Here is a 20,913-nt window from a genome sequence, read left to right on the forward strand (position 1 = left end):
CCTCATTACGCCTTGGCGCGTGAGCAAAGCAGCGTGCGGACCATGGGCGGGCAATGACGGGCCCCATCGCCCAGATGTTGAAGAGTGAGCCTGCCTGCGCTGCCCCATGTCGTGGCGTGAAAAACGCTACCCTTTGCCATGATTAGGCCGCAGGCGGCTTCAACTCCGGCAGACCCTAGATCATCTCCAGAGGCACCTTGCGCCGCGGTGCTGGAAACATCGCGTCCAGCGCCGCCAGGTCCTTTGAGCCAAGCTGGATCGCCAGCGCCTCCCGGTTGTCCCGGGCGTGGGCCGCCGAACCAGCCTTGGGAATGGCGATGATGCCGGGGTGGGCCAGTATGAAGGCAAGTGCGACCTGTGCCGGGGCCAGGTTCCGCGCCCGTGCGAACTGGATGAGCCCGGCATGGCGCAACAACCGTCCTTCGTCGAGCGGTGAATAGGCCATGACACCGATGCCGCGCGCCTGGCACCAGGGCAGCAGATCGAACTCGATGCCTCTGCGCGACAGATTGTAGAGCACCTGGTTGACCGCGACCCGATCGCCACCCGGCACGGCCAGCAGGTCTTCCATGTCGGCGACATCGAAATTGGACACGCCCCAGGCGCCAATCTTTCCTTCCGCTTTCAACTCCTCGAAGGTCGCGACCGTTTCCGCCAGCGGTGTGTCCTCTTCCCGCCAGTGCAGGAGATAGAGGTCGATGCGTTCGACGCCCAGATGGCTCAGGCTGCGCTCGCAGGCGGCGCGAACGCCCTGGTGCGAGGCATTCGACGGCAGCACCTTGCTGACGACGAAAACCTCGTCCCGCCGGCCGAGCAACGCTTCCCCGACGACACACTCCGAAGCGCCATCCCCATACATTTCAGCCGTGTCGATCAGCGTCATACCCAGCGCCATGCCCTGGCGCAGACTGTCGACTTCCATTGCAATGGATGCCTTTCCGTCGCCCATGTGCCAGGTGCCCTGCCCGAGAATCGGCACGGACTGCCCTGACGGCAGCGTGATGGTTGGAAGTCGAGTATTCATTGGCTTTCCTCTTTCGACAGGCCCGTCGTACTGGCAACGGGTACGTTTATCTCAATTCGCCCCGCGCGGCAGTCGCCACTGCCACTGAGGGCCGGCCCGGACAACCGGTTCGGAGAAATCGCTGAACCGCCGGCATGCACGCGCCAGCCGATGGAGGCGGCTTACGCGCCCTGAATGATCAGGTAGTACTTGCGTACCGTTTCCAGGGTTTCCCAGCGCCCTCGGAAACCAGCCGGCATGATGAAAGTATCGCCCGCGGCGTATATCGCCTCATGGCCGTCTTCGGTCGTCAGGCGCACCCTGCCTTGCAACAGGGTGCACAGTTCACACTGCCCGGTGCCGAAATCCAGCTCGATGATGCCTGGCTCGGCTGCCCAGAAGCCGCTATCGATACCCAGCGCAGCGTCCTGGTAGAAAGTGTGGCTCTGTTCCGGCCCGGTCACGGGTTGCTCGGCGAAGCGTATGGAGGCGGGGATGGCCATGTTCACTTTCCTGTCTTGAAGGTAGTCCAGATGCGATTGGTCAGGCGCAGGGTCTTTCTGTCCTGGTCGGCGTTGACCGTCATGCGCGACAGTTGCTCGGGGCCTGGATAGATGTTGGGGTTGTCACGCAGTTCGGTATTGGTCAGAGAGGCCGCTGCCTGGTTGGGATGGGCATAGTGCAGGTAATTGGCGACTTCGCTGATGACTTCGGGGCGCATCATGAAGTCGATGAACTGGTGCGCTTCACGCTTGTTCCTGGCGTCGGCCGGGATGGCGAACATATCGAACCACAGGTTGCTCCCTTCCTTCGGCAAACGGTAGTCGATGTGATACGGCTTGCCGGCCTCGGCGGCGGATTGCTGGGCCTGCAGGATGTCGCCGCTGTAGCCGAAGGCCACGCAGATATCGCCATTGGCCAGGTCGCCGAAGTATTTGGTCGAGTTGATCGAAGTCACCGATGGCCGCAGCTCCAGCAACTTCCGCTCGACCAGGCGATAGTCTTCTTCCTGCTGGGTATTGGGGTCCCGCTGCAGGTACTTGAGCATGCTGGGGATGACCCGGGAAGGACCGTCGATGAAGGCGACGCCGCATTGCTTCAACTGGCTGAGATTACCGGGCTCGAACAGCAGCGCCAGTGAATCGACCGGAGCATTCTCGCCCAGCACGGCCCGCACTTTCTCCACGTTGTAGCCGATACCCACGCTGCCCCACAGGTAGGGCACGCCATACTGGTTGCCCGGGTCGGCCGATTCCAATTGCTTGAGCAGGTGGCTGTCGAGGTTATCCCAGTTCGGTAGCTGGGCACGATCCAGTGGCGCATAGACACCGGCGCGGATGTGCCGGGTCAGGAAGTCGCTGGGCACGACCACCAGGTCGTAGCCGCTGTTACCGGTGAGCATCCTCGCTTCCAGCGTCTCATCGGAGTCGAAGGTACCGAGGAATACCTTGATGCCCGTTTCCCGCTCGAACTTGCGCAGGGTATCCGGCCCCAGGTAGTCGGCCCAGTTGTACAGGTTGAGGTCCGCAGCCTGGGCGCCGGCGCAGAACAGCGTAGCGGCCAGGGCCAGGTAATGGGGCAAAGTACGCATGTGGGCCTCCTGAGGCGAACGATAGTGGTTGTATGGAAACTCAGCCGGCCTTGAAGTCGGGGGACACCAGGTGGCTGACACCCGATGCCAGGGCTCTGGCCAGGGATCGTCGCCAGGGCGCGCTGTGCGGATTGTTCAATACCGCGTCTTCGTGGCTATAGACGGCGCTCACTGCGCTGTAGCCCAGCCAGCGGCAGGGTTCGGGCTCCCAGCGCCGCAATGCCTGGAACAGGCTGCGCCCGCGCACCACCCAGGGCGCTCGCGCATAAAGGGTGTCGCGCTCGAGGATAAGATCGGCCAGGGTACGGCCGGCCAGATAGGCGGCAGCGACGCCCTCGCCACCATAGCCACCGGCGCAGGCGAGCCCATGGCGCTCGTCACACAGCATGTAGGGGCGGAAATGGCGGGTCATGCCGAGGTTGCCGCCCCAACCGTAATCGACCGGGACCTCGGCCAACTGCGGGAAAAGCTCCAGCATCAGATTGCGCCGCAAGCCCAACTCCCCGTCGCTCAACTGGAAATCTTCCCGGAGGCGCCCGCCAAAGCGGTAGCTGCCACGCGCGCCGAACACCAGACGATTGTCCCGGGAACGATGGAAATAGGTGACCTGGTGACTGCACTCATGGGCCGCCTCGCCATGATGCAGGCCAATCTCATCCCACTGTGCGTCACTCAGTGGTGCGGTGGCGATCTGCAGGCTCTGCACCGCCAATTGATAGCGCCCGAGTGGCGGGCACTCGGCAGCATAGCCTTCGACGCAGGGCACCACCCAGCGGCTCGTGACTGGGTGGCCCGCCACCCTCATGCCTCCAGCCGACCAATGCTCGACAGGGCTGTTCTCGTAGATGGCGACACCGCGGCGCTCGAGGCTGGCCGCCAGGCCCAGCACCAACCGGGCAGGCTGGATGGTGGCGCAATGTGGCGTGAACATCCCACCGTAGGCGTTGGCCACATGCAGGCGTGTGGACAACTCGTCCACGGTCAGTTGCCGATAGTCTTCTTCGCTGTAGCCAAAAGCGTACAGGGCCTTGAGTTCCTCATGCAGCCAGCGCAACTGCTCGGGGTAGCGGGCGGCACAGGTGAGCACGCCGCCCTTGCGGTAGCCGCAGTCGATATCCTCCTGCAACAGCACCTGTTCCACGCAGTCCGGAATGCTCTGCACAACGTTCAGCAGAGCGCGTTTCTCGTCCATGGGCAGGCCATGGAGCATCTGCTCCATGCCGAGAATCCGGCCGAGCAGCCAGCCACCATTGCGCCCGGATGCGCCATGGCCGACACCACGAGCCTCGAACACGGCGATGCGCAACCGCGGCGCCTGCTGCTTGAGGTACCAGGCCGTCCACAGGCCGGTGAAACCGGCGCCGATGATGGCTACATCGAGGTCCAACGGTTGAGTGACGGATGGCCGGACGGTATTCAGGTGTTGCACCTGGTCCATCCACAGACTGACAGCGGGAGATCGCATGACTGGGGCTCCATGAAACCATGGCGTCACTCTAGTCAGGCATGTGGGGCACGTCCTGCCTCCGGGCCCGTCAGGAATTCCTGCGCTGCTGTTCCCTCCAGTGCCTGGGCGACAGCCCCGTACGCTCGCGGAAACAGCGGTAGAAAACCGACAGTGAATTGAAGCCCACGGCAAACGCCAGGTCGTCCAGGCGGGCCGTGGGTTGCATGTCGAGCCGGCGGAACAGTTCGTCCATGCGTGCATTGCTCAGATACTGATAGAAGTTCATTCCCAGCACCTGGTTGAGCAGATGCGATACCTGATTACGGGTATAACCCAGCGCCGCGGCGACCTTGGCCAGGCTCAGCCCCGCATCGAGATAGGGGCGCTCGGTATGGAAGTAGTGCTGCAGATCCAGCAGCATCAACTGGAGGGCGCGTTCGCTCAGCCCCAGCCGGGCCTCTCCCGATTCATCGCCGCTTTCACGCAAACGCGAGGCGTATTCATGGACACGCCAGATGAGCCGGTCACGCACCGTGATCGCTTCGCACACGCGCAGGGTCGCCAGTTGCCCCCGCGGCAATGTCAGGCGTGCTTCGTACTGGATGAACGCCGTGTCGCCGTCCACCCTGATTTCATCGGTGTAGGTGATGTGCTGGGAAGGACCGCTGGGGAAGGAGCGGCACACATACTGCTGTAACCGCTCCAGGGGGATCTGCCGGTTGTTGAAGAAATCGAAGTATTCGATCCGCGGATGAAACAGGGCCATGAGGCCGCTGCTGTCCTGGGCGATCCAGAGGGCATGGTAATGCTCGACCACCGTGCGGGTGATCGCCTCTGTCGTGCCGAGTGGAGATAGGCGCGCGGACATCTGCAGGGCTACCGGTCGGATGGAGTTCCGAATGATGTCGCCTGCGCACCGGGAAGTGCAATGGCGGGATTGCGTCATACCCGTCCCCCGCCATTGACGGGCGACCGGCCGATGGAAGCTTCGCCACCAGCCGGCGCTTCTGAAAGCGCCGGCCGGGTCCATTCAACCACGCCAGGACAACCCCGCCCGTCCCGAAGCGTGCGCCTCAGGCTTGCGATATGGCCTGAACACCCCCTAGACTCCCCCGAATCATTCTTGTCCGCCTATTCTGCACGGCGCCTTGCCATGACCCGGCAAGCCCGCTACGGGGGCCTGTGCCGAAGAAAAACTCAAGCCCGGGGCATGAGGTCAACTATGTCGAATCCGTTCAAGCGGCTCTGCCTCGGCGCAGGGCTTTTTATCCTGTCATCGTCCGTTTTCGCTGCCCACACCGCCTACAAGCCCCTGGTCGACACGCTCGCCCACGTGGCACCCGCCCTGGACCGCAAGGTACTGACCCACGCCGTGGCCGCCATGCAGTGCGCCGTCAACAATGGCGCCACACCCGCCCGGCGGCTGGCGGTGATCGACTTCTCCCTGCCTTCCTCCGAACGCCGCCTGTGGATCTTCGACCTGCAGCAGAAAAAGCTGCTGCTGGAGGACCTGGTCGCCCACGGGCAGAAATCCGGCGAAAACCTGGCCACGCGCTTCTCCAACCGGGTCGGTAGCCACCAATCGAGCATCGGCCTGTTCCGCACCGCCGAAAGCTACAGCGGCAAGCACGGTTACTCGTTGCGCATGGACGGCCTGGAACCCGGCATCAACGACCGCGCCCGCGAGCGCGCCATCGTCGTGCACGCCGCCGACTACGTGAACCCCGCATGGATCACCAGCCAGGGCCGTATCGGCCGTAGCCAGGGCTGCCCGGCGGTACGCCCGGAGGTGGCGCGCATGGTGGTCGATAGCCTCAAGGGCGGGCAGTTCATGTTTTCCTGGTACCCGGACCAGCAATGGCTGCAATCCTCGCTCTACCTGAATTGCGAGGCCAAGCAGGTGGCCAGCATTCTCGCCGCCCACGTCTCGGACAGTTGACGGGCCAACCCCGTGGGAGCGGGCTTGCCCGCGAAGCGTCTATGGCCCGTGGGCCCTGGCCGCGCCTACGGAGGTTCGCCCGGTAGAAGCCCACACGGAGTTCACCGATGCAGGACGAGCAGGCGCTGCCCCCCGGATTCATGGTGGTGCATGGCAACCACCTGGAGGACCTGCGCGAGCTGGCCCTGCAATGGATGCGCAAGCATCCGCTGCGCCCCCTGGAAAACGAAGTGCTGCTGGTACAGAGCAACGGCATCGCGCAGTGGCTGAAACTGGCGCTGGCCGCCGAAGAGGGGCTGGGCATCGCCGCCGCGATCCAGGTGGAACTGCCGGCGCGCTTTCTCTGGCAGGCCTACCGCAGCGTGCTGGGCGACGAGCAGACACCCGAACACTCGCCGCTGGACAAGCAGCCTCTGACCTGGCGCCTGATGCGCCTGCTGCCGGAATTGCTGCAAGCGCCCGCCTTCGCGCCGCTGCAACGCTTCCTGGCGAACGACCAGGACCTGCGCAAACGCCACCAGTTGGCCGAACGCCTGGCCGACCTGTTCGACCAGTACCAGGTCTATCGCGCCGACTGGCTGGCCGACTGGGCTGAAGGGCGCGACCAGTTGCGCACCTCGCGCCGGGGGATCCGCCCGCTGGAGGACAACGCCCGCTGGCAGGCCGAGCTGTGGCGCGCGCTGCTGGCCGATGTCGGCCCCGAGCACCTGGCCGGCAGCCGCGCCGGGGTGCATCCACGCTTCCTCGAACGCCTGCGTACGCTGGAGGCCGCGCCCGCCGGCCTGCCCCGGCGCATCACCGTGTTCGGCATCTCCTCGCTGCCGGCGCAGACCCTCGAAGCCCTGGCGGCGCTGGCGCGTTTCAGCCAGGTACTGCTGTGCGTGCACAACCCCTGCCAGCACCACTGGGGCGATATCGTCGAAGATAAGGACCTGTTGCGCCACGAATACCGCCGCCAGCAACGCAAACCGGGGCTGAGCGCCAATCTCGACGCAAGCGAGTTGCACCAGCACGCCCACCCGCTGCTGGCGGCCTGGGGCAAGCAGGGCCGCGACTATATGAACCTGCTCGACCAGCACGACCAACCGCACGGCTACCAGCAGCGCTTCGCTGCCCTGGGCGGGCGTATCGACCTGTTCGGCGAGGCGAACAGCCGCCACCTGCTCGGCCAGTTGCAGGATGACATCCTCGACCTGCGGCCCCTGGCGGAAACCCGCGAGCATTGGCCGCCGTTCGACCCGTCGCGGGACCATTCGCTGCGCTTCCAGCTGGCCCACAGTGCCCAACGCGAAGTGGAAATCCTCCACGACCAGTTGCTGCAGCGCTTCAATGACGAAGCCGACCTGCGCCCGCGCGACATCATTGTCATGGTGCCGGATATCAATACTTATGCGCCGCATATCCAGGCGGTGTTCGGCCAGTATGGCCACGACGACCCACGCCATATCCCCTTCACCCTGGCCGACCAGGGCCGCCGTGGCCGCGACCCGCTGCTGATCGCCCTGGAGCACCTGCTCAAGCTGCCCGATACGCGGCTGAACGTCAGCGAAGTACTCGACCTGCTCGATATCGCCGCGTTGCGCGAGCGCTTCGCCATCGGCGCCGGCGACCTGCCCACCCTGCAACGCTGGATCGAAGGCGCCGGGGTGCGCTGGGGGCTGGACGCCGCCCACCGCGGCAGCCTCGGGCAGAGCGACGGCCTGGAGCAGAACACCTGGCACTTCGGCCTGCGGCGCATGCTGCTCGGCTATGCCATGGGCGACAGCGGCGCCTGCGCCGGCATCGAGCCCTTCGACGAGATCGGCGGCCTGGAGGCGGTGCTGATCGGGCCGCTGGTGCGCCTGCTCGACGAACTGCAACAGGCCCTGCAGGCCCTGCGCCAGCCGGCCACGCCACAGGCCTGGGGCGAGCGCCTGCGGCAATTGCTGGAGCGCTTCTTCCTGGCGCGCGACGAGCGCGAGGAAATCCTCCTCGGGCAACTGCTGGAAGCCCTCGATAGCTGGCTCGAACTCTGCGCCCAGGCGCACCTGGAGCAGCCGCTGCCGCTGACCGTGGTGCGCGAGGCCTGGCTCGGCGGCCTCGACGAGAGCCGCCTGAGCCAGCGCTTCCTGGCTGGCGCGGTGAACTTCTGCACGCTGATGCCGATGCGCGCCATTCCCTTCCGCCAGGTCTGCCTGCTCGGCATGAACGATGGCGACTACCCGCGCAGCCAGGCACCGCTGGACTTCGACCTGATGGCCGGCGACTACCGCCCCGGCGACCGCTCGCGCCGCGAGGACGACCGCTACCTGCTGCTGGAGGCGCTGCTTTCAGCCCGCGACCGGCTTTATATCAGTTGGGTCGCGCGCAGCATCCGCGACAACAGCGAACGCCCGCCCTCGGTGCTGATCGGCCAGTTGCGCGACCACCTGGGCAACGGCTGGCGCCTGGCCGATGGCGGCGACCTGCTGGCCGCGCTGACCACCGAACACCCGCTGCAACCCTTCAGCCGACGCTATTTCAGCCAGGATGACGGCCCATTGTTCAGCTATGCCCGCGAATGGGCCGCCGTACACCAGCCGGGCGCTCACGAGCGGGCTGATGCGCCACTGGCCGAACAGCCGCAGGAACAACCGCTGGAACTGGAAAGCCTGCAAAGCTTCCTGCGCGCGCCGGTGCGCTTCTTCTTCAGCCGACGGCTCAAGGCCTATCTGGACGAAGCGCAGCAGACCGAACTGGACAGCGAACCCTTCGCCCTGGACGGCCTGCAACGCCACCAGATGCAGCAGCAGTTGCTGGAAGCCGCCAGCCTGGCGCCCGATTACCAGCAGGCGCTGGAACGGCAGGCCGCGCAACTGCAACGCAGCGGGCAACTGCCCCTGGCCGGTTTCGGTACACGCCTGCGCGAGCAGTTGCTGCAACCCCTGCCACAGCAGATACGCCGCTACCACGCGCTCTGCGCTGGCCTCTCCGAACCGCGGGAGACCCCCAGCCAGGTGTCTTTCGAACAGGACGGCCTGCGCCTGAGCGGCTGGCTGAGCGGCTTGCGCCGGGACGAGCAAGACGCGCTGCAGCGTATCGAACTGCTGCCCGGCAGCCTGGCCAAGGGCAAGCAACTGAAATGGCACCGGCTGCTGCGCACCTGGGTCGCCCATGTCGCCGGCAGCGCCAGCGAACTGCCGCTGGCCACGCTGCTGGTGGCGGAGGACATCAGCCTGCGCTTCGCCCCGCTGCCGGCCGACGAGGCCCGCGGCCTGCTCGCCACCTGGCTGCAGGCCTGGCGCCAGGGTATGTGCCAGCCATTGCCGGTGGCACTGAAAAGCGCCTTCGCCTGGCTCGCCCAGGAAGACCCGCAGCGGGCCTGGGAAGCCGCACAGCAATGCTATGAAGGCGGCTTCCAGCTCGCGGGTGAAGTCGCCGGCGATGCCAGCCTGGCACGCCAGTACCCGGACTTCGCCAGCCTCGCCGCCGATGGCCGCTTCGCCGAGTGGAGCCGCCTGCTCTACCTGCCGCTGCTGGAGTTCGCGCCCGAGCGCCTGGCCGACGCGGAGGATGCGCCATGAGCCACGCCGCGCAACGCCCCCTGGCACTGCGCTTTCCGCTGCACGGCAGCCGCCTGATCGAAGCCAGCGCCGGTACCGGCAAGACCTACACCATCTCCGCGCTGTACCTGCGCCTGGTGCTCGGACATGGCGGCGAGGAGGCCTTCCCGCGCGCGCTGCCGCCGCCGGAAATCCTCGTGGTGACCTTCACCGACGCCGCCACCCGCGAACTGCGCGAGCGTATCCGCAGCCGCCTGGTGGAAGCCGCCCGCGCCTTCCGCGACGAAGCCGGCGAGGCGCCCGACCCGCTGCTGCGACAACTGCGCGGCGACTTCGCCGAGGAGGACTGGCCCGGCTGCGCGCGCAACCTGGAGATCGCCGCGCAGTGGATGGACGAGGCGGCCATCTCCACCATCCACGGCTGGTGCCAGCGCATGCTGCGCGAACATGCCTTCGACAGCGGCAGCCTGTTCACCCAGAACCTGGAAACCGACCACAGCGAACTGCTGGCCGAAGTGACCCGCGACTACTGGCGCCAGCACTGCTACCCGTTGCAGGGCCAGGCGCTGGACTGGGTGATGGCGCACTGGCAGCAGCCGGCGCTGTTGCTGCCGCGCCTGCGCCCGCTGCTGGGCGAGCACGATGACACGCCGCAACAGCCGTTGGGCCAATTGCTGGAAAGCGCTCTGGACGAGCGGGCACGGCAACTGGCCGGTCTCAAGGCGCCCTGGCCGGCCTGGGCGGATGAGCTGCAAGAACTGCTGGACCAGGCCGTGGCGGCCAAACAGGTGGATGGCCGCAAGTTGCAGCCGCGCTACTACCAGCCCTGGCTGGAAAAGCTGCGCGCCTGGGCGCAGGGCGACGACAACGAACTCGAACTGGGCACCGGCTTCCAGCGCCTGACCCCGGATGGCCTGGCCGAGGCCTGGAAGGGCCAGGCGCCCAGCCATCCGGCGCTGCACGCCATGGCCGAACTGCCACGGCGCCTGGCGGCCCTGGCCGACCCCGCCGAGGCCGCGCTGCGCCATGCCGCCGCGAAAGTAGCCCGGCGCTTCGACGAAGAAAAACGCCAGCGTGCGGAAATGGGCTTCGACGATATGCTCAGCCGCCTCGACGACGCCCTGCACAGCGACAGCGGCGAACGCCTGGCCGGGGTCATCCGCCGCCAGTTCCCGGTGGCGCTGATCGACGAATTCCAGGACACCGACCCCCTGCAATACCGCATCTTCGACCGAATCTACCGTGTGGAAGAAAACCACGCCGACAGCGGGCTATTCATGATCGGCGACCCCAAGCAGGCGATCTACGCCTTCCGTGGCGCCGATATCCACACCTACCTGCGGGCGCGCCGCGCCACCCGGGGCCGGCACTACGACCTGGACACCAACTTCCGTTCCAGCCAACCGATGGTCGCGGCGGTCAACCACCTGTTCGAGCTGGCCGAGAACCGCGACAGCGGCAATGGCGCCTTCCTGTTCCGCGAAGGCACGGACAACCCCCTGCCCTTCCAGCCGATCGGCGCCCGTGGCCGCCAGGAAACCTGGAGCCTGGAAGGCCAGGCCCAGCCAGCCATGACCCTCTGGCACCTGCCCGCCGCGGAACCACTGGGCAAGGGCGCCTATCGCGAGGCCATGGCCGCCGCCGGCGCCAGCGAGATCGTGCGCCTGCTCAACCTGGGCGCCGAGGGTAAGGCCGGTTTCGCCGAAGCTGAGCGGCTGGCGCCGCTACGCCCCAGCGATATCGCCATCCTGGTGCGCGACTTCGGCGAAGCCCAGGCGATCCGCCAGCAACTGGCCGAACGCGGCGTACGCAGCGTCTACCTGTCGGACAAGGACTCGGTGCTGGCCAGCCAGGAAGCCCGCGACCTGTTGCTGTGGCTGCGCGCCTGCGCCGAGCCGGAACAGGATCGCCCGCTACGCGCGGCGCTGGCCTGCCGCACCCTGGCGCTGCCGCTGGAAGAACTGGAGCGCCTCAACCTCGACGAGCGCTTCTGGGAACACCGCGTCATGCAGTTCCGCGACTACCACCAGCGCTGGCAACGTCAGGGCGTGTTGCCGATGCTGCGCGGCCTGCTGCAGGACTTCGAGCTGCCACGCCGGCTGATGGCCCGCACCGACGGCGAGCGGGTACTGACCAACCTGCTGCACCTGGCCGAACTGCTGCAACAGGCCGCCAGCGAACTGGACGGCGAGCAGGCGCTGATCCGCCATCTGGCGGAACTGCTGGGCAACGCCGGGCAGACCGCCGACGAGCAGGTGTTGCGCCTGGAAAGCGATGAGGCGCTGGTAAGGGTGGTGACCATCCACAAATCCAAGGGCCTGGAATACCCCCTGGTGTTCCTGCCGTTCATCTGCGCCTTCCGCCCGGTGGACGCCGGCAAGCCGCTCCAGGTGCAGGACGGCAGCCGGCGGCGGCTACTGCTGCAACCCGACGAACAGCAACTGCAACAGGCCGAACGCGAACGCCTGGGCGAGGACCTGCGCCTGCTCTACGTCGCCCTGACCCGCGCACGCCATGCCTGCTGGCTGGGCATCGCCGAACTGCGCGACGGCCGCAGGAAGGAGTCCAGCCTGCCGCGCTCGGCGCTGGGCTATCTGCTTGGCGGCGGTGAACCGCTCGATCCGCTGGCCGCGCACCTCGACGAGCTGCGACAACCTCCCGCGATCCAGGTGCTACAAGCCCCGGAGGCCACCCCGCAGCCCTATCGGGCGCCCGCCCGGGAGTGGCAGCCGCCGCACTGGCGCACACCGCAGCGCAGCGCCCGGGAACACTGGTGGATCGCGTCCTACAGCGCCTTGCGCCACGACGACGGCGCCAGCGAGGATGCTACGGACTATCTCGACAACGCGCCGGACAGCCCTGCCGAACAGAAGGCCAGCGACGACGAGCGCATCGGCATGCCGCCGCTGGCCAGCCCCCAGGGCGATGGCCTGCACCGCTTCCCGCGTGGGCCAGGGCCGGGCACCTTCCTCCACGGCCTGCTGGAAATGGCCGCCAACGAAGGATTTGCCCGCCTGCTGGCGCGCCCCGAGCGGCTGCGCGACCTGATCGCGCGACGCTGCCAGTTGCGCGGCCTGAAGCAATGGATCGAGCCGCTGCACGCCTGGCTGCTGCAGCTGCTGGCCTGCCCGCTGCCGCTGGCGGACGGCACCCATGCCAGCCTCGGCCAGCTCGGGCAATACCAGGCCGAGATGGAGTTCTGGTTCGCGGCGCGCCAGGTCGATGTCAGGCAGCTCGACCGCCTGGTGCGCCAGCACGAACTGCCCGGCCTGGCGCGCCCGGCACTGCGCGCGGATACCCTGAGCGGCATGTTCAAGGGCTTTATCGACCTGGTCTTCGAACACCAGGGGCGCTACTACGTCGCCGACTACAAATCCAACTGGCTGGGCGATGCCGACGGCGCCTACGAGCCACACAGCATGCAACTGGCCATGGCCGAGCACCGCTACGACCTGCAGTACGCTCTCTACCTGCTGGCGCTGCACCGCCAATTGCGCCTGCGCCTGACCGACTACGACTATGACCGGCATATCGGCGGTGCGCTCTACCTGTTCCTGCGCGGTAGCCGGGCGGCGAACCACGGCGTCCACCTGGCGCGCCCGCCACGCAGCCTGATCGAAGCCCTGGATCGCCTGTTCCAGGGCCAGCCCACGGAGCCCGAGCGATGAAACAGACCAGCCTGGACCTGGAGCCGAGCGCCCTGGACGATAGCGGCGAACTGCTGGCGCTGCTCGATGCCTGGGTCGCCTGCGGCTGGCTGCGCGAACTGGACCGGGCACTGGCGGCGCTGCTCGCCGAACTGGAGGAGGATGCCTCGCCGCTGCTGTTGCTGGCGGCGGCCCTGGCCAGCCATCAGCTCGGCCATGGGCATGTCTGCCTGGACCTGCACGCCACCCTGGCCGACCCGGATTTCGCCCTCTCGCTGCCGCCCGAAGGAGAACCGGGCGGTGCCTTGCTGCCCTCGCGCCAGTTGGCACGGCTGACCGCCGGAGCGTGGCGTGCCGCCCTGGCCGCCAGCCGCTTGGTGGCGGTATCCGGCGAGCGCCATGATACGCCGCTGGTGCTCGACGGCCACAGCCTCTACCTGCGCCGCTACTGGACCTACGAACAGCGCGTGGCCGCCGCCATCGGCGAACGCCTGGCGAGCGCGCGACAGATCCCGCAGGACTTGCCACAGCGCCTGCAACGGCTGTTCCCACAGGGCCCCGGCACACCCCGTAGCGACTGGCAGAAACTGGCCTGTGCACTGGCCACCCGTAGCAGCTTCAGCGTGATCACCGGCGGCCCAGGCACCGGCAAGACCACCACCGTGGTGCGCCTGTTGGCGCTGTTGCAGGGGGCCGCGCAGGAAGCAGGCCGCCCGCTGCGCATCGCCCTGGCCGCACCAACCGGCAAGGCGGCGGCGCGCCTGACCGAATCCATCGGCGCCCAGGTCGCCGGCCTGGACATCGACGAGTCGGTGCGCCAGGCCATCCCCAGCGAAGTCACCACCCTGCACCGCCTGCTCGGCAGCCTGCCGGGCAGCCGCCACTTCCGCCACCACGCCGGCAACCCGCTGGCGCTGGATGTGCTGGTGGTGGACGAAGCCTCGATGATCGACCTGGAAATGATGGACAACCTGCTGGCGGCACTGCCGACCCAGGCGCGCCTGGTACTGCTGGGTGACAAGGACCAGTTGGCCTCGGTGGAAGCCGGCGCCCTGCTCGGCGACCTCTGCCGGGATGCCGAACCGGGTCACTACGACCCGGCCACCCGCGCCTGGCTGGAAGCACAGAGCGGCCAACCGCTGGACGCGGACGAACTGCTGCCCGGCACCGCCTGGCAGTATCCGCTGGAGCAGCACACAGTCATGCTGCGTCACTCGCGGCGCTTCGGCGCGCACTCGGGCATCGGCCAACTGGCCAGGGCAGTCAACCGCCGCGATGCCGATCAGGCCCTCGCCACCCTGCGTGAACCCCACGACGACCTGTATCGCCTGAATCTGCGCAGCGCCCAGGACCCGGCCCTGGAGCACCTGCTGCTGGACGGCCATGGCCAGGCCGGCGGTTACACCCACTACCTGCAACGGCTGCATGAAACACGCCCGGCGCCCACCCTGGCGGCGGACGACCCGGCCTGGGCGCGCTGGGCGGGCGGGGTGCTGCAAGCCTTCGACGGTTTCCGCCTGCTGTGCGCCATCCGCAGGGGCGACTGGGGCGTCGCCGGGCTCAACCTGCGTATCGCCCAGGCCTTGGGCCGGCGCGGGCTGATCGACGCCAGCACACCCTGGTACGAGGGCCGCCCGGTGCTGATGACCCACAACGATTACAGCCTGGGCCTGATGAACGGCGATATCGGCATCGCCCTGTGCCTGCCCGAGCCTGACCAGCAGCCTGGCCAACCGCCCCGCCAGGTGCTGCGCGTGGCCTTCCCGCGCAACGATGGCAGCGCCGGCCTGCGCTATATCCTGCCCAGCCGGCTGAGCGCGGTGGAGACCGTGTTCGCCATGACGGTGCATAAATCCCAGGGCTCGGAATTCGAGCACACCGCGCTGCTGTTGCCGGAACGCCTCAACCCAGTGTTGACCAAGGAGCTGATCTACACCGCCATCACCCGTGCCCGCAGCCACTTCAGCCTGATCGAACAGCGCGAAAGCGTCTTCGACCAGGCCACCCGACGCGCCGTGGAACGCCGCAGCGGCCTGCTGCGGACCCTGAGGGAGCGAAACCCGGCGCCGGAAACACCCTGACCCCGCGCCCCCGCCTGGAGGGTGTTGGTTTTTTCATGTGAACCACCTCTCAATCCCGGAGATTCGCCCTGGCACCGCCACGACCGCTACCGCATGCGGCCCATTCACGCCAGCAAGGACGCGACATGCCGGAGCAAAGCCAGCACAAACCCCACGACAACAGCTACAAGCTGCTGTTCAGCAATCCGCAAATGGTCGCCGACCTGCTGCGGGGCTACATCCACCAGCCCTGGATCGAACAGCCCGACTTCACCACCCTGAGCCGGGTCGCCAGCAGCCACGTCTCCGCCGACCTGCGCGAACGCGAGGACGACATCATCTGGCGCGTGCGCTGGGCCGACCAGCAACGCTGGCTCTACATCTACCTGTTGCTGCAGTTCCAGTCGCGACCCGACCGATACATGGCGCTGCGCATCCTCACCTACCTGGGCCGGCTCTACGAAGACCTGGGCAAGACCCGGCAACTCACACCGTCCGGCAAACTGCCCCCGGTGCTGCCCATCGTCCTCTACAACGGCAGGCGCCGATGGCACGCCGCACAGGATATCGCCGAACTCATCGACAAGGCACCCGGAGACCTGCAGACCTACAGGCCGCACCTGCGCTACTTCCTGCTGGACGAAAACCGCTATGCCAACGAACCCATACCCCAGGTACGCAACCTGGTCGCCGCCCTGTTCGGCCTGGAGAACAGCCGTACCCCGGAAGACATCCGCCAACTGCTGAGCCTGCTGATCGACTGGCTGGCGCTGCCGGAACAGATGCAACTGCGCAGGCACTTCACCGCCTGGATCAAGCGCGCGCTGCTGCCTGCGCGAATGGGTGCTATAAACACCGAACACCTCGAACAGTTGGACGACTTACAGGAGGTCGACAGCATGCTGGCCGAACGCGTGAAAGACTGGACCCGCGACTGGAAAGCCCAGGGTATCGAAGAGGGGCGTGAGAAAGGCCACAAGGAAGGAGCAGCCGCCGTTCTGCTCAGGCTTCTGGAGCGCCGTTTCGGCACCCTGGATGAAGTCTTCGCCGATGCAGCCTGACGAAGCCCAGGCACAAGCACAGGCCTAGCCTGCCCACGCGGCGAGTCCTGGCTTTATCCTCGATGCATCTGGAGCCATTGGCTTTCGACGGAATCGAAAAGGCCGAGTGGCTCTTGCATGAAATATCCCGCATATCCAGGCCGCCTTGCGCCGCTCTTTTCCGTTTGCAGCGGCGCAGCCCACGGAAAGGTGCGACCGTAAAAATTCCATAAAAGAATAAACAGATACCTATTATTTATTTTTGAGGAATAAATCACGCTGCTAGGATGCCGCCACCGGAACACCGGACCCCATGCCACTCCATCCTTGCGGAGCGCCCCATGTCCGGTGTCGAAAACCTTCATAGCGAATATGTCGGCCAGCTCTTCCGCAGCCACTACGGCTGGCTGTGCAAGCGCCTGCGCCGCCATCTGGAGTGCTCGGCGAGCGCCGAGGACCTGGCCTCGGAAACCTTCGTCCAGGTCCTCAAGGCTCCGGCCGCCACACCCATTCTCGAACCCCGCGCCTTCCTCACCACCATCTCGCGGCGCCTGCTGTTCCAGTTCTGGCGCCGCCGCGACCTGGAACGCGCCTACCTCGAGACACTGATCCATGAGGAAGAAGCAACCACCCCTACCCTGGAAGAACAGGCACAGATGCTGGAAGCGCTCTGCGAGATCGACCGCCTGCTCGATGGCCTACCAGCCAGGGTCAAGGCGACCTTCCTGTTGTCCCAGGTGGATGGCCTGACCTACCCGCAGATCGCCAGCGCCCTGGGCATTTCCCAGCGCTCGGTGAGCGACTACATGGCCCAGGCCATCAAGCGTTGCCTGCGACTCAGCCTGGAGCGAATGTGAACGAACAGGAACGATTGATCGAAGAAGCCAGCCACTGGATCGTACGGCTGCAATCGGGTCAGGCCAGCGACGAGGAACGACAGGCCTTTCAGCAATGGCGGATGGCCGATACACGCCATGAGCGGCTTTGCCGGCAACTGGAAAACACCCTGGGCGTCCTCCGCTTGCCCGTGGTGCGTAAGGGCGGCAGCGAGGTGGTGCGCCAGACGCTGGCGGCCCCCTCCTCGCGCCGCCGCTTCCTGCAGCAGACGCTGGTCGGCGCGGGACTGCTGGTCGGTACCGGCCTGCTCGGCTCGCGCGTGCTGCCGGTCGCGGAGCTGAGCGCCGACCTGCGCACCGGCACCGGCGAGCGACGCAAGGTCGCGCTGGACGACGGCACGCAACTGACCCTCAATGCCCGCAGCGCGGTGGATATCCACTTCGGCGAGCGGCGCCGCGAGCTGTACCTGCACAGCGGCGAAATACTCGCCAGCATCGCCGACGACCGCCAGCGCCCCTTCGTCATCCGTACCCGCTTCGGCCAGGCCACCGCCCAGGGCCGCGAACTGCTGATCCGCCTGCGCGATGAGAACAGCCTGGCGATTGCCCTGCGCACTCCGGCACTGATCGAAACCCCCGGCGGTAGCCTGGCACTCGCCAGTGGCCAGCAGGTCGCCTTCGACCAGCATGGCGTCGGCGCGGCAATACCGGCCACCGGCGCCGAAAGCGCCTGGATCGACGGCCTGCTGGAAGTACGCGACCGCCCGCTGCGGGAAGTGGTCGACGCCCTGCGCCCCTACCGCAGCGGCATCATCCGCCTCGACCCGGGCATCGCCGGGCTGCACGTCAGCGGCCTGTTCCGCCTGGACGACAGCGACCTGGCGCTGGACACCCTGGCGCGCACCCACAACCTGCGGCTGTCGCGCCACACCGACCTGTGGGTGACCCTCAGCGCCGGCTGAATAAGCTTATGGTCACATAAGCTTATAGCCATTCGATCTGCAAGATTTCCCCGCCTTGCGCCACATCCCCTGTGAAAACGCCGCTCTCGCGGCCTGTTCCGATCATGGGGGAGACAAGATTCATGGCATTCAGAACGATGCTCAAGCGTGGCGCCCTGGCCGCGACCATCGCCGGCGCGACACTGGCCACGACACCACAGGCACTGCTGGCCGACAGCCGCGTACAGCACTACGACATCGCCGCCGGCCCGCTGGACCGGGTGCTGCTGGACATCAGCCGGCAGAGCGGACAGACCATTTCCTTCGCCCCCGAGGCCAGTCGCTATTCCGCAGCCCCGATCCACGGCGAACTGTCGACGGAACAGGCCGTACAGCACGCATTGCAAGGCACTGGTCTGGAATTGCAGGTCAGCCCTGGGGGCGCCTTCGTGATCGTGCACAGCGGCGCCACCCCTACGGCAAAGCCAAAGCCTAAGACAACGGGCGCAGAAGTTTCCCCGGCCCAGGCGCCGCGCCTCGGCCAGGTGGTGGTGCTGGGCACGCGGCGCAGCGACGTGACCGACCTGAGCAGCCCGACACCGGTCGACGTGGTCAGCGCCGAACGCCTGCAAAGCACCGGCTTCAGCGACCTGCAACAGGCCCTGCAGGCCACCGTGCCGTCGATCAACTACCCGCGCAACCGTGCCAACGGCGCCGTAGCCGCCAACCGCACGCTGTCGCTGCGCGGGCTGTCGCCGGACCAGACGCTGATCCTGATCAACGGCAAGCGCCACCATGTCTCGCCGGTGGTCGACACCAGTGACGGCGTGGCGCGCAGCTCCCAGGCGGTTGATATCTCGTCGATCCCGGTGAGCGCCGTGGAGCGCGTCGAGGTGTTGCGCGACGGCGCCTCCGCGCAATACGGCTCGGATGCCATCGCCGGGGTGATCAACGTGGTGCTCAAGGAACGCGACAGCGGCGGTCGTGCCGAGGCCCAGTACGGCGAGCTCGACCAGGGCGACGGTCTGACCCGCAACCTGTCCGCTTGGAAAGGCTTCAGCCTTCCGGGCGACGGCTTCCTGACCCTCAGCGCCGAAGGCAACAAGACCGGCTACACCATGCTCGCCGAGGGCTACGACAACCGCCAGTGGTACTTCGACGGTGAGACCGCCAAGGAAGAGGCCGCCAACGGCATGCGCGACAAAACCAAGTTCGGCCTCGGCCGCTCGGAAAACTATTCGCTGCTGGGCAATGGCGAGATCGGCCTGGGCGGCGGTTTCACCGGCTATGCCACGGCCAACTACCGCCACCGCATCGCCCACAACACCGGGCCGTTCCGCCTGCCCAAGGACGACGCCACGGTGCGCTCGATCTTTCCCGACGGCTACAGCGTGTGGATCTGGTCGCGCACCGACGACGCCTTCCTCACCCTTGGCAGCCGCTACCAGGACCAGACCCTCGGCAACTTCGACCTGAACCTGACCCACGGCTGGGGCCGGGTGCGCATGGGCTCCTACAACAACCTCAACCCCAGCTACGGCGATGACAGCCCGACGCGCTTCTATGCCGGGCGCATGACCACCGAGCAGACCACCCTGGCGCTGGACTGGAACCGCGACCTCGAGCTGGCCTTCAGCGCCAACCCGCTGACCCTCTCCGCCGGCGCCGCGCATCGCCGCGAGACCTATGAGCTGGGCGCCGGCGATCGTGAGTCCTGGGCCAACGGTGGCGTGCCGATCCTCGATGGGCCGAACGCCGGCAACGTCGCCCCGGTCGGCTCCCAGGCCTGGGCCGGCTTCAGCGACGAGGTGGAGAAGTACGGTGCCAAGCGCGAGAACTGGAGCGCCTACCTGGGCCTGGAAGGCGAGGTGCTGGACAAGCTGCAGGTCGGCCTGACCGGTCGCGCCGAGAACTACTCGGACTTCGGCAACTCGACCACCGGCAAGCTTTCGCTACGCTACGACTTCACTCCACGCATCGCCGTGCGCGGCGCCTACAGCACCGGCTTTCGCGCGCCGACCGTCGGCCAGCAGGGCTACTACAGCGAGGTCAGCGGGCGCATCGGCCAGCAGACGCCGCTGACCCTGCACCTGCCGGCCTATACCGCCCTGGCCCAGACCCTCGGTGCCCAGGAGCTGAAGGCGGAAAAATCGCAGAACCTCTCCGCCGGCATCGTGCTGCGGCCCTGGGGCAACGCCTCGCTGACCCTGGACGCCTATCGCATCAAGGTCAGGGACCGCATCGTGCTCTCGGAAATCCTCGCTGACGCACAGACCCGCGCCACCCTCGACAGCCTGGGCCTGCAATCGATCTACGGGGTGACCTACTTCACCAACGGCGTCGACACCACCACCCATGGATTCGACCTGGTCGGCAGCCAGCACTTCGACCTCAAGGGCTACGGCAATCTAGACCTGACCCTGGCCTATAACCGCAACCGCACTTCCATCGACAGCATCGACCAGTTCGACAGCGGCGGCGCGGTGATCGGCCGCCAGGTGCGTGGGCTGATCACCGAAGGCAGCCCCAAGGATACCCTGGTGCTCTCCGCACGCTACGCCTACGGCGACTGGGACTTTTGGCTGAGTGCCACGCGCTATGGCCGCTACGGCGGCTACAACAACCAGGACCCGAGCCAGGACCAGTACTTCGACCCGGACTGGGTGACCGACCTCAGTGTCACCCGACGCTTCAAGTCCTTCGACGTCACCCTCGGCGGGTTGAACATCTTCGACCAGAAGCCCGACCTCAACGCCTCGAAGATGGGCGTCGATGGCACTGGCCGGCAGACCTACTCCAGCCTGGCCGCCTACAACCCGGCGGGCGCCTACTACTACCTGAAGGTGGGCCTGGACTTCTGACAAGGAGCAAAAGAACCGAGAAGAGCG

13 protein-coding genes are annotated in these 20,913 nt (G+C 66.8%); 8 read left to right on the top strand and 5 right to left on the bottom strand.

What is annotated here, in order from left to right:
• Positions 1-175: 175 nt before the first annotated feature.
• From DNJ95_RS16305 to DNJ95_RS16325, 5 genes are all read right to left on the bottom strand, one after another.
• Positions 176-1,024, bottom strand: a complete 849-nt coding sequence (locus tag DNJ95_RS16305; protein WP_131185790.1) for an aldo/keto reductase — start codon at positions 1,022-1,024, stop codon at positions 176-178.
• A gap of 161 nt (positions 1,025-1,185) precedes the next feature.
• Positions 1,186-1,506 carry a cupin domain-containing protein gene (locus DNJ95_RS16310; protein WP_131185791.1) on the bottom strand — a complete coding sequence of 107 codons (321 nt, stop codon included), beginning with the start codon at positions 1,504-1,506 and terminating at the stop codon, positions 1,186-1,188.
• Between the two features lie 2 nt (positions 1,507-1,508).
• Positions 1,509-2,594 (bottom strand): polyamine ABC transporter substrate-binding protein, encoded by a 1,086-nt coding sequence (locus DNJ95_RS16315; RefSeq protein WP_131185792.1) that lies wholly within the window; start codon positions 2,592-2,594, stop codon positions 1,509-1,511.
• Positions 2,595-2,634: 40 nt separating this feature from the next.
• On the bottom strand, positions 2,635-4,059 hold the full coding sequence (locus tag DNJ95_RS16320; protein ID WP_131185793.1) for an NAD(P)/FAD-dependent oxidoreductase: 1,425 nt from the start codon (positions 4,057-4,059) through the stop codon (positions 2,635-2,637).
• Positions 4,060-4,129: 70 nt separating this feature from the next.
• Complete coding sequence (locus tag DNJ95_RS16325) at positions 4,130-4,909, bottom strand: AraC family transcriptional regulator (protein ID WP_131185794.1); 780 nt, start codon at positions 4,907-4,909, stop codon at positions 4,130-4,132.
• A gap of 354 nt (positions 4,910-5,263) precedes the next feature.
• On the opposite strand from DNJ95_RS16325, the gene DNJ95_RS16330 reads away from it, so the two are divergent.
• From DNJ95_RS16330 to DNJ95_RS16365, 8 genes are all read left to right on the top strand, one after another.
• Entirely contained in the window at positions 5,264-5,980 is a 717-nt protein-coding gene (locus DNJ95_RS16330) for a murein L,D-transpeptidase catalytic domain family protein (RefSeq protein WP_131185795.1), read from the top strand.
• A gap of 107 nt (positions 5,981-6,087) precedes the next feature.
• Positions 6,088-9,522 (top strand): exodeoxyribonuclease V subunit gamma, encoded by a 3,435-nt coding sequence (gene recC, locus DNJ95_RS16335; RefSeq protein WP_131185796.1) that lies wholly within the window; start codon positions 6,088-6,090, stop codon positions 9,520-9,522.
• Positions 9,519-13,169 carry an exodeoxyribonuclease V subunit beta gene (recB, locus tag DNJ95_RS16340; RefSeq protein ID WP_131185797.1) on the top strand — a complete coding sequence of 1,217 codons (3,651 nt, stop codon included), beginning with the start codon at positions 9,519-9,521 and terminating at the stop codon, positions 13,167-13,169. The genes recC and recB overlap by 4 nt, the downstream gene beginning before the upstream one ends.
• On the top strand, positions 13,166-15,229 hold the full coding sequence (gene recD / locus DNJ95_RS16345; protein WP_131185798.1) for an exodeoxyribonuclease V subunit alpha: 2,064 nt from the start codon (positions 13,166-13,168) through the stop codon (positions 15,227-15,229). Before recB ends, recD begins: the two co-directional genes overlap by 4 nt.
• A gap of 125 nt (positions 15,230-15,354) precedes the next feature.
• A complete protein-coding gene (locus DNJ95_RS16350) occupies positions 15,355-16,269 on the top strand; it encodes an Rpn family recombination-promoting nuclease/putative transposase (RefSeq protein ID WP_131185799.1) in 915 nt (304 codons plus the stop codon).
• Positions 16,270-16,589: 320 nt separating this feature from the next.
• Complete coding sequence (locus DNJ95_RS16355) at positions 16,590-17,105, top strand: sigma-70 family RNA polymerase sigma factor (RefSeq protein WP_131185800.1); 516 nt, start codon at positions 16,590-16,592, stop codon at positions 17,103-17,105.
• Positions 17,102-18,046 (top strand): FecR domain-containing protein, encoded by a 945-nt coding sequence (locus DNJ95_RS16360; protein WP_242671984.1) that lies wholly within the window; start codon positions 17,102-17,104, stop codon positions 18,044-18,046. The genes DNJ95_RS16355 and DNJ95_RS16360 overlap by 4 nt, the downstream gene beginning before the upstream one ends.
• Before the next feature lie 122 nt (positions 18,047-18,168).
• Positions 18,169-20,886 carry a TonB-dependent receptor plug domain-containing protein gene (locus tag DNJ95_RS16365; protein WP_165491635.1) on the top strand — a complete coding sequence of 906 codons (2,718 nt, stop codon included), beginning with the start codon at positions 18,169-18,171 and terminating at the stop codon, positions 20,884-20,886.
• Positions 20,887-20,913 lie beyond the last annotated feature (27 nt).

Source organism: Stutzerimonas kirkiae, assembly GCF_004327335.1.
In the GTDB taxonomy this organism is placed as follows: domain Bacteria; phylum Pseudomonadota; class Gammaproteobacteria; order Pseudomonadales; family Pseudomonadaceae; genus Stutzerimonas; species Stutzerimonas kirkiae.